The 10,066-nt window shown below is 72.7% G+C and carries 5 protein-coding genes; 3 read left to right on the forward strand and 2 right to left on the reverse strand.

What is annotated here, in order from left to right; translation table 11 throughout:
• Nucleotides 1-196 precede the first annotated feature (196 nt).
• Both D7Y13_RS31700 and D7Y13_RS31705 read right to left on the reverse strand, forming a co-directional pair.
• Nucleotides 197-1,099, reverse strand: coding sequence for a phosphatase PAP2 family protein (locus tag D7Y13_RS31700; protein ID WP_120585658.1), 903 nt, complete (start codon nt 1,097-1,099; stop codon nt 197-199).
• 60 nt (nt 1,100-1,159) lie between these two features.
• Nucleotides 1,160-2,068: a LysR family transcriptional regulator gene (locus D7Y13_RS31705; RefSeq protein ID WP_120585659.1), complete on the reverse strand. Its 909-nt coding sequence runs from the start codon at nt 2,066-2,068 to the stop codon at nt 1,160-1,162.
• A 116-nt stretch (nt 2,069-2,184) separates the two neighbouring features.
• Here D7Y13_RS31705 and D7Y13_RS31710 point away from each other — a divergent pair, with 116 nt between their 5' ends.
• From D7Y13_RS31710 to D7Y13_RS31720, 3 genes are all read left to right on the forward strand, one after another.
• A complete protein-coding gene (locus tag D7Y13_RS31710) occupies nt 2,185-3,195 on the forward strand; it encodes an alpha/beta fold hydrolase (protein WP_158620483.1) in 1,011 nt (336 codons plus the stop codon).
• A gap of 154 nt (nt 3,196-3,349) precedes the next feature.
• Nucleotides 3,350-6,595 (forward strand): PD-(D/E)XK nuclease family protein, encoded by a 3,246-nt coding sequence (locus D7Y13_RS31715; RefSeq protein WP_120585661.1) that lies wholly within the window; start codon nt 3,350-3,352, stop codon nt 6,593-6,595.
• A partial coding sequence (locus tag D7Y13_RS31720) for a UvrD-helicase domain-containing protein (RefSeq protein ID WP_120630873.1) occupies nt 6,592-10,066 on the forward strand: 3,475 nt, incomplete at its 3' end. The genes D7Y13_RS31715 and D7Y13_RS31720, both read left to right, overlap by 4 nt.

Raw genomic sequence — 10,066 nt, forward strand, 5'->3', positions numbered from 1 at the left:
CTTTCACGGGGGGCGGGCTCAAGGGCACCGCCCTTGGGCGCACGGGGGGAGGACGATCAGGATGGAGCGCACGGAAGAGGACCCGTCCAACGAGGTTGGAGGGAGCGCGTACCACGCGGGCCAGCGTCGTCCGGGAACCGTCCGGCGGGAAGTGTCGGCTTGTGCGCGCCCCGCGGCCCCCAGGTCGCCCCGGGGCCTAGAAGGCTCCGGACACGCCCACCATCTGCCGGCCAATCGAGGGGTTGAGCGACAGGGACGACACCCGCTTGGACGGGTGCGCGGAGTCGTCGGCGCGGCCGTGGAGCAGCAGGGGCACGGCCACGCCGAACGCGGAGCCGATGACGGCGCCGGTGAGCACGTCGGACAGGTAGTGCTTGTCCGCGCCCATGCGCAACAGGCCCACGGACGCGGCCAGCGGCAGGCCCACGCCCCAGATGAGGGCCTGGTGCTTGTAGCCGCGCAGCGCGGCGACGGTGCCGGCGGACACGACCAGGGAGAAGGCCAGGTTGGTGTGGCCGCTGTAGAAGGACAGGTTGTTGTCGGTGGGGTGGGTGGTGAGGCCCTTGTCGGCGTCGGACAGCACGTGGACGAAGGGGCGCTCGCGGCCCACGCTGAACTTCACCGCCTGGTTGACGACGGAGGCGATGACGGCGGTTTCAATCATGATGGTGGCGTCCTGGGCGAAGTACTCGCGGGACGCGCCGGAAGCGTGGCCCGCGGCGTACTGCGCGCCGAGCAGGCCCAGCGGCAGGCCCGCGAACCCGATGACGTTGCTCCAGGTGTCCGCGCGCTTGCGGGACGCTTCGGTGTTGCCCGCGATGCCCCGGCCCCAGAGGTCCAGGCGGTTGAGCGTGTCGGTGCCATCCGGGGCGCGGTCGCACCAGCGGCACTGCGCGGGGGCGAGGTCGTCCTTGAACACGGTCTCGCTGGAGATCCACAGCGCGCCCGCGGCACCGGTGATGATGCCGTCCCGGGTCCAGTTGAAGCGCAGGGCGTGGGGCGTGTCGGAGGCCGTGTCCTGGGCGGAGGCGGGCGACAGCGGCGCCAGCGTCAGGAGGAGGAGCCAGAGGGCGGAGAGGGTCCGGAAGGAAGCGGGCATATGGGGCGGCGGAGCATAGAGGCGCTCCGCCCCCGTCCGGCAACCCCCGGTGCCCCTCGTTCAGCGGTTCGCGGCGGCGTCCTCTTCGACGAGTCGCGCCAGGAAGTCGCCCAGGGCCTTCACCTTGGGCGGGGTGCGTCGGGTGTGGGGCCACACGAGCCACAGGGCGCCGCGCTCCAGGGAGTGCTCGCGCAGCACGGGGCGCAGGGTGCCGGCCTCCAGCTCCGGGCGGACCATGAGCTCCACGAATTGGGCGATGCCGAACCCCGCCCGGGCCGCGTGGGTGACGGCCTCGCTGTTGTTGAAAACGAAGGTCTCCGGGATGCGCGGGGCGGGAGCGCCCGGGGGCTGGCGCAGGGCCCAGGTCTCCACGCGCCCGGTGGACACGAAGCGGTAGCGGATGCAGTCGTGGTCGCGCAGCGCGTCCAGGGAGCGGGGCGTGCCGTGGGCCTGGAGGTAGGCGGGGGACGCGCAGAGGATGAAGCGCTTGGGGCCCAGGCGGCGGCGCATCAACTGGGAGTCGCCCAGCTCCCCGGCGCGGAGGGCCGCGTCCATGCCGTCCCCGACGATGTCGGCCACGTGGTCGTTCACGTCCATGTCCAGTTGCACATGGGGGTATTCGCGGCGGAAGCGCTGGAGGTTGGGGATGATCCACCGCAGCGCGAGCAACTCCGAGACGCTGACGCGCAGCCGGCCCCGAGGGGTGCGCACGGCGTGGGCGATCTCGGACTCCGCGTCGCGCAGCTCGGCCAGGGCGCGCTGGCAGCGCTCGTGGAAGCGGGCTCCCTGTTCGGTGAGGTGCATGCGGCGCGTGGTGCGCTGGAGGAGGCGCGTGCCCAGGCGTTCCTCCAGCCGGGCCACGCTCTTGCTCGCGGCGGACGGGGTGATGCCCAGCGCGCGGGCCGCGGAGGCGAAGCTGCCGGTCTCCGCGACGCGGGCGAAGACGCCGATGGCGGACAGGCTCTCCATGCGTTCCTCCAGGTCCCGGTGATTCAGGACACGGGTGTCCCGGGTGAAATGTCAGACACCACCGTTTCGCGCACGGCTTTTCCACCGCATGAATGCTGGCGAAAGGAAACGCTGTCATGTCCACGTCCCCGGAGACTCCGTCGTCCGACGTCCCCTGCTCCGCCCCGGCTCACCGTGTCGCGCCGTCCGACATCTCCCCGCCGTCCTTCTTGTCCCGCCGCGCGCTCATGACGGTGGGCGCCGCGCTCACCTTCGTTGGCTGCGCGGCTCCCTCCCAGGGGGTGTCTTCGACCTCCGGTGCGGGCGCGGCGACCAATGGCGCGCGCACGGACGCCTTCACGCAGCACCGGTTCACCTCCGCCGACGGCACGTCGCTGTCCTACTTCCGGCAGGGGCAGGGCCCCGCGCTCGTCTGGGTGTACGGCACCTTGAGCACCTGGGGGGATTGGCGGGATGTGGCTTCTCGCCTGTCGCCCCACTTCACGAACTTCGTGCTGGAGCGGCGCGGTCGCGGCAGCAGCGCGGATGGGGCCACGTATGCCCTGGAGCGGGAGGTGGAGGACGTGCTCGCGCTGATGCAGGAGGCCGGCCCGGGAGCCTCGCTGTTCGGCCACTCGCTGGGCGCCATCCTCGCGCTGGAGGCGGCGGCGCGGCGGCCCCCGGCCCGGCTGGTGCTCTACGAGCCTCCGTTTCCCATCTCCCAGCGCATCGCGCCCGAGGCCGTGGAGACCGTCCGGAGCGCCTGGAAGCAGGAGGGCCCGGACGCGGCGCTCGTGGCCGCGCAGCACCACATCTTCCGGATGCTCACGCCCGAGCAACTCGAGACCTTCCGCCAGACGCCGCAGTGGGCGAAGCAACTGGGCATGATGGAGACCTTCCTGCGCGAAATCAGCGCGGTGGCGGACCTGCCCCTGGGCCTGGAGCGCTTCCGTGCCATGGCCATCCGCACGTTGGTGCTGCTGGGGGACCAGAGTCCCCGCGTGCTCCTGGCGGAACCCGCTCACGCGTTGACGAAGATGCTCCCCCACGGCGCCTTGCACGTCCTGCCCGGACAGGGCCACGTGGCCCACGTCACCGCACCCTCACTCCTGGCCCGCGAGGTGGACACCTTCCTGACCGCGCCTTGAGGACGGGCGGTCCAGGTCGGGTGGCAGCCCCGCGACAACGGACTTCCCGGGTTCCGGAGGACAGCAGGCGGGCGGCCAACGGGCCAGGGTGTGGGAATGCGACGAAAGGAGCATGAAAAGGGCGCCCCTGGCCGTTCTAGAGTCCTCGCCCCGCATGTCCCGCCCTGGCCGCACACTCCATGTCTATCCCGATGCCGCGCGCCGTCAGGCCGCGCTGCGGGCGGAGCGGCGCGTGCGGGGCATCTCCCTGGGGACCCGCCTGCTCACGTGGGACGACTTCGTCCACGCGCTGGGTGGGGCGGGGGAGCTCAACCGGCGCCCCTGTCCGGCGACGGCGGCCCGCGCGGTGGTGGCCGGGCTGGGGGGCGCGCTGGGCACCACGCCGTTCGGCGACTACGTGCGCGAGCCCGCGTTCGCCCGGGCCGCGGCGGACGTGCTGCTGGACTTGAAGGCGGGCCGCCTCTCCGCGCGCGAGCTGCAGGACGCCGCGGAGGTGCTGCCGCCGGAGCGCCGCACGCGCGTGCGCGTCCTGGCCCGGCTGTACCACCTGTACGAGCAGCGGATGGCGGAGCTGGGGCTCGCGGACCGCGAGGACGTGCTCCGAGGCGCCCGTGAAGCGCTGGACCGGGGCGCATGGCCCGCGGGCTGGGACGAGGTGACGGGGCTGGTGCTCCACGGCGTCTACGACGTGCGGCCCTCGAAGCTGGAGCTGCTGTTGGGGCTCGCGGCGGCGTGCGAGTCGCGTCGGGTGTCGCTGCGCGTGGAGACGCCGGTGGGTGGCTCGCCGGTGGCGGACGCGGCGCTGGCGGCGCTGTTCCGCGCCTTCGAGAACCGGGGCGAGTCCATGCCCCATGTGGACCTCTTCAAGGCGGACGTGACGTTCGAGGGCCGGCCCTTCACGGACCTGGGAAGGCACCTGTTCTCACCGCGCGCCGCGCGCGACGTGTTGAAGGACGCGGTGGACGGGCTGTCGGTGTGGAACGCGACGTCCGCGCGCGAGGAGGCCCGCATCGTGGCCCGCGACGTGCGGCGGCTCATCGCGGCGGGCAGCGCGCCGTCCGACATCGCCATCGCGTACCGGGACCTGGGCCCGGAGGCGGGCTGGCTGGCGGAGGCGCTGGGAGAGCTGGGCGTGCCCGTGCGCCTGCCCTGGGGCGAGCCGCTCGCGCTCGCGGGGCCCGTGCGGCTGGCGCTGGAGCTGCCGGTGCTCATCGAGGACGGCTTCCCGGCGGAGCGCGTGGCGGAGATCATCGCCAGCCGCTACGTGCCCTCGCTGTCGCGCGGAGGACCGGACGCGCCCGCGGCGCTCCTCGCGTTGGCGGCCGCGCGGGATGACCGGCTGGGCGCGACGCGAGGCAAGGGCGCCTATGACGTGCGGCTGGATGACCTCGCGCGCCGGATGCAGGCCCAGGGCGGCCGGCACAAGGAGGACGCGGTCAAGGTGATGGCCGTGCGTGCGCTGCGCGACCGCGTGATGCGGCTCATCAACGAGTGCCGCCACATTCCGAAGGAGGGCACGGCCGCGGAGCTGGTCGCCGCGTGGTGGAAGGTCGTGGAGCGGCTGGGCCTGCTGGACTCCGCGGGCAAGCAGGAGCCGCGCGAGGAAGGCACCCTGGGCGCGCGCATCGAGGACGCGAGGGCCCGGGACGACGCGGCGCTCGCGGCGTTCCAGCAGCGGATGGAAGCCCTGCTGCGCTCCCTGCGCGCGGTGGGTGGCGGACCGGACATTACCCGGCGCATGTTGGGGCGCTGGCTGGCGGATGCGCTGCGGGACGTGCACCTGCCCGCGCGCGGACCGAGCACGGGCGCGGTGGAGGTGCTGGACCTGGGCGAGGTGCCGGGCCGCACCTTCCGCCACCTCTTCGTCGCGGGGCTCACCGAAGGGCGTCTGCCCGGGCGCGACCCGCCGTCGCCGCTGTTGGGGGACGCGGAGCGCGTGGCGCTCAACCAGCACCTGAGCCGGGACGTGTTCCGGCTGACGGGCGGCGAGTTCGATGACCGCGCGCCCTGGAGGCTCACGGAGGACCGGCTGTTGTTCGCCAGCGCGCTCGCGGCGGCGGAGTCCTCGTTGAGCCTGTCGTTCGCGGTGAAGGCGTCGGGGGGCCAGGAGCAGGTGCCCTCGGCGTTCCTGGAGGAGGTGCGCCGGCTCACCGGTCATCTCTGGCGCACGCGCACGCTGCCGCCGGTGCTGCCGTTGGACGAGGTGCTCACGCGCACGGAGTTGCGGCGCACCGTGGCGCTGGAGGCGCTGGCGGGACAGTCCTATCCCAGCCTCCGCGTCACGGAGCCGGATCCGGCCGGGAGGATCCTCAAGGATCGCTTCGGCACGGAGGACTGGTTCCGGGGCGCGCGCGAACTGGCCCACATGGAGGCCGCGCGCCTGCGCTTCTTCGGCAGCGAGGAAGAGGCCACGGGCGAGTTCACCGGCGGCGTGCAGGGACCGGCGCTGGAACAGAAGCTGCGCGAGACCTTCCACTTCGGCCTGGAGCGGCCGCTGTCCGCGAGCGCCCTGGCGCGCTTCGGCAACTGCGGCTTCCAGGGCTTCGTCGCGTACGGCTTGAAGGTGGCGGAGCCGGTGGTGCCCGGCGAGGAGTTCGACGCCCGGGGACGCGGCACGTTCTGGCACCGCGTGATGGAGGAGGTGTTCCAGGCGCTCAAGGACGCGAAGCTCCTGGGGCAGGCGCCGGAGGACATCCCCAAGGAGGTGCTGGAGAAGGCCGTGAAGAAGGCCAGCAAGCACTTCGAGGAGCTGCACCACGTGGGGCACCGCGAGCTGTGGAAGCTGGCGGGGGAGAAGGCCCACGCGATGGTCCGGCGCATCCTCACGGATCAGGGCCGGGGGCTGCCGTTTGATCCGCTGAAGCCGGAGGGCTTCGAATTGAAGTTCGGCCCCGCGGCGAAGGATCCGCGCTGGAGCGACGTGAAGCTGCTGGTGGCGAACGACGCCATCGTCTTCGAGGGGCAGATCGACCGGCTGGACACGGCCGGCGTGGAGGTGGGCGTCATCGACTACAAGACGGGCCGCCTGGACAAGCGCACGCTGAAGGAGAACCTGCTGCGCTCGGACTTCCAGCTCCCGCTGTACCTCTACGCGGCGCGCGAGAGCGGCCACGTGGGAGCGCGCAACGCCGCGTGGTTCTCACTGCGCACGGGGGCCAGCATCCACCTGTCGGACGTGATGCCGCCCGCGGAGCTGGAGGACCTGCTGTCCACCGACCCGGAGGTGCGTCAGCGCGTGGCGGAGGCCCAGGGGCTCAACCTGCCCAACGCGGTGGAGACGCTGGTGACGCGCCTGCGCAAGGGGGACTTCCCGGCGCGGCCCAACGACTGCGGACGGTGCGGCTACCGCGCGGTGTGCCGCATCACCGAGCGGCGCGTGATGGACGAGGGGAGCGGATGAGCGACACCGCGCCCCACATGCTCGCGCTGGAGAAAAACCTGGCCCTGATGGCCGGCGCCGGCGCGGGCAAGACGTACAGCCTGGTGACGATGACGCTGCACCTGTTCGCGGGAGCGCGCGAGGCGGCCGCCGCGCTGCGGCCGTCGCGGCTGGGCATGCTCACGTTCACGGACAAGGCCGCCGCGGAGATGCGCAAGCGGGTGCGCGAGCGGCTGGACGCGCTGGCCCAGGGGGATGTGCCCCTGGACGCGGAGAAGGACCTGCGCGCGTCGCTCGCGAGGCTGGAGCGGCCGTTCCCCACGCAGGACGAGTGGCGCAAGGTGCGCGAGGACCTGGGCGCCGCGACGGTGGGCACCTTCCACTCGCTCTGCGGACAGATCCTGCGTCGCGCGCCGCCCGCGGTGGGCATCGATCCCGCCTTCGAGGTGCTGGACGAGCTGGAGTCCTCGGGCCTGCTGGAGGACGTCACCGAACGCGTGGTGCTGGACGCGCTGGAGGGCGGCGACGCGAAGGTGCGCGAGCTGTGCGCGGAGCTGGGCTTCTCCGGTTCGGGCTTCTCCGACGGACTCGTGGCCGCGCTGATGGATGTCTACCGCACGCTGCGCGAGGAGGGCCTCAAGGCGGCGACGGCCCGCGTGGGCGACGGCGCGGCGGACAAGGTGCAACTCGAAGGGCTCATCCAGGACTGCCGCCGGCTGTGCAACGAGGCCCGGGCGCAGGACGCGAAGGGCGAGTGGAGTCCCCTGCTGTCCGTGTGTGAGCGGGCGCTGGAGGGGATGACGCCGGACACGTTCCTCCAGACGGAGCGCTTCCCCGCGCTGCGCAACGCGCTGTTGTCGGAGCCTCGCAACCTGGCGAACCTGCGCAAGGGCGCGGGCGCCTGCCTGAAGGAGCTGCTCTGGAGGGTGAAGGGCAAGAGCGACGGCTCGGTGCGGCGGCTGGAGGACGCGTACGCCGCGTGGCGCACGGCGCCCTTCGAGGAGACCTTCCGCGACCTGCTGGGCCAGTTGGAGACGCGGCACGATGCGGAGCTGACGCGGCGCAACGTGTTCGACTTCACATCGCTGCTGGTGAAGGCGCGCGACCTGCTGCGCGACCATCCGGAGTTCCGCCAGCAGATCCAGGAGCGGCTGGGCGCGCTGCTGGTGGACGAGTTCCAGGACACCAACCGGTTGCAGTTGGAGCTGGTGCTGCTGTTGTCGGAGCGGCGGGAGGGCGGCCCACGCGAACTGGCACCGGGCGCGGACCTGGTGACGGCGCTGCCCCTGGAGCCCGCGTTCCTGTGCGCGGTGGGTGACCGCAAGCAGTCCATCTACGAGTTCCGTGGCGCGGACGTGTCCGTGTTCACGGTGCTGGCGGACAAGATTGAAGCGGAGGGCGGGGCACGCGGTTTCCTCCAACACAACTACCGCTCGCTGCCGGGCGTCCTGTCCTTCTTCAACCGCGCGTTCGCCGGACTGCTCGTGGCCAGGGAGGCGACGCCCCGTCCCTTCGAGGTCGTCTACGACGCGGCGACGGACGACCTGTCCCCCACGCGCCCGGAGCTGGCGGACGGTCCGGTGGTGGAGCGGTTGACGCTGCCGGAGGCCGACACCGCTCCGGAGCTGCGCGAGTACGAGGCGGACGCGGTGGCCCGCAGGCTGCGGGTGATGCTCGCGCCCGGAGCGCCCGCGACGGTGATGGCGGAGGACCGCAAGGGGTTGCGTCCCGCGAGGGGCGGAGACGTGGCCATCCTCTTCCGGACCTTCACGCACCTGGAGGAGTACCGCACCGCGCTGATCCATCACGGCGTGCCGCACCGGGTGCTGCGCGGGCGCGGTTTCTACGGGGCGCAGGAGGTGCGCGACCTCGCCTCGTTGCTGGCGCTCCTTTCGGACGCGGACGACGCGCTGGCCTTCGCCGCGGTGCTGCGCTCGCCGCTGGTGGGCCTGTCGGACGCGTCGCTGTTCCGGCTCGCGGGGGACCTGCCGCTGTCGCTCGGTTCACCGCGACTGGTGGACGCGGACGTGCGCGCCGCGATGTCCGCGCGCGAGCAGACACGGCTGACGCGCTTCCTGGACCTCATCCCCGTGCTGCGAAGGGAGCGCGACCGACTGGGCGTGCATGTACTGCTGCACGCGGCGCTGGAGGCGACCGGCTACCGCGAGGCGCTGGCGGGCTCCCCATACGCGGAGCAGGCGAGCGCCAACGTGGAGAAGCTGCTGTCGCTGGCGGCGCGCAGGGACGAGCGGGGAACGGGCGGCTGCGTGGCCTTCGCGCGCGAGCTGCGCCAGCTGGCGGACTCCGACCCGAATGAAGCGCAGGCGGACCTGCTGGATGAAGGCGATCCGCGCGCCGTGCAGTTGTTGACCATCCACCGCGCCAAGGGCCTGGAGTGGCCCGTGGTGGTGGTGCCCGGCATGGGAGGCCGCAGGCGCACCACTTCGGCCCGCGCGTACTTCGAGCGCTCTTTCGGTCTGGCGCTGCGGCCCTGGATGCCGGACTCGCTGGACACCTTCACCTCCGAGCGCTTCGAAGCGGTGCGCGCGGAATTGAAGGCCCGCGAGGACGCCGAATACCTGCGCCTGCTCTACGTGGCCCTCACCCGCGCCAAGGACCTGCTGGTGTTGTCGGGCGGAGAGGAGAAGCGCGCGGGCACCGACACATGGTGGCACCGCGTGGACCGGCGGCTGGACGCCGATGCACAGCTGCGGGCGCTCGCGAACGACGTGGACGTGGAGCGGTTGCCACCGCCCGCGGATCCGGAGCCCCCCACCGAGGAACAGGAGGCCCATGCCCGGGACCGTGTCGAGTCCGCGCTGGCCCGGGTGTCCGGGACGGCATCCGATGATGGATCCGACGAAGCGGACGCGGCGTTCGACGAAGCGCCGGTGATTGCCTCCGTGCGCGCGGTGCAGGACTTCCTCACGTGCCCGCGCCGCTATCACCACCTCCACCGGTTGGGGCTCGCCGTCGGCTCGGAGCCGTGGGAAGCGCCCGCGCGGTTGGCCCCGCTGCTCGTGGAGTCGGAGGGATGGCTGCCCGTGGAGCGTCCGGATCAGCTGGTGACGCGGCTCTTGCGCGAAGTGGACCTGTCCCTGGCGGGGCCGGACGCGGAGGCCTCCGAGCGACGGGCGCACCTGGAGCAACTGCTGCGCAGCGCGGGCCGGGATCCGGAGGAAGAGGGCCTGGGCGACGTGCTGGCCACGGCGGAGCGCTTCCTGGGCACGGCCTTCGCGAAGCGGCTCGCGGCCACGCCCGCGTCCAGCGTGCACCGGGGGCTCGACTTCGTGCTGGACCTGGAGGACGGCGCCTCGCTGGAGGGCGTGGTGGATCTGCTCTGGGAGTCGCCGGAGGGGGAGGCCGTGGCGGTGCTCCTGCGCCCGGGCGCCCGCCATCCCCTGGGACCGGCCGCGTGCGCGCATGAGCTGGCGGCCCTGTCCCTGGCGGCGTCGCGGATGGTGCGTGACGGGGTGCCGGTGCGGGTGGGGG

It is taken from the genome of Corallococcus praedator (genome assembly GCF_003612125.1).
GTDB lineage: Bacteria > Myxococcota > Myxococcia > Myxococcales > Myxococcaceae > Corallococcus > Corallococcus praedator.

Coding starts and splice junctions, on each gene's coding strand:
- D7Y13_RS31705 (WP_120585659.1), bottom strand. CDS start 2,068: ATGGAGAGCCTGTCCGCCATCGGCGTCTTCGCCCGCGTCGCGGAGACC.
- D7Y13_RS31710 (WP_158620483.1), top strand. CDS start 2,185: ATGTCCACGTCCCCGGAGACTCCGTCGTCCGACGTCCCCTGCTCCGCC.
- D7Y13_RS31700 (WP_120585658.1), bottom strand. CDS start 1,099: ATGCCCGCTTCCTTCCGGACCCTCTCCGCCCTCTGGCTCCTCCTCCTG.
- D7Y13_RS31715 (WP_120585661.1), top strand. CDS start 3,350: ATGTCCCGCCCTGGCCGCACACTCCATGTCTATCCCGATGCCGCGCGC.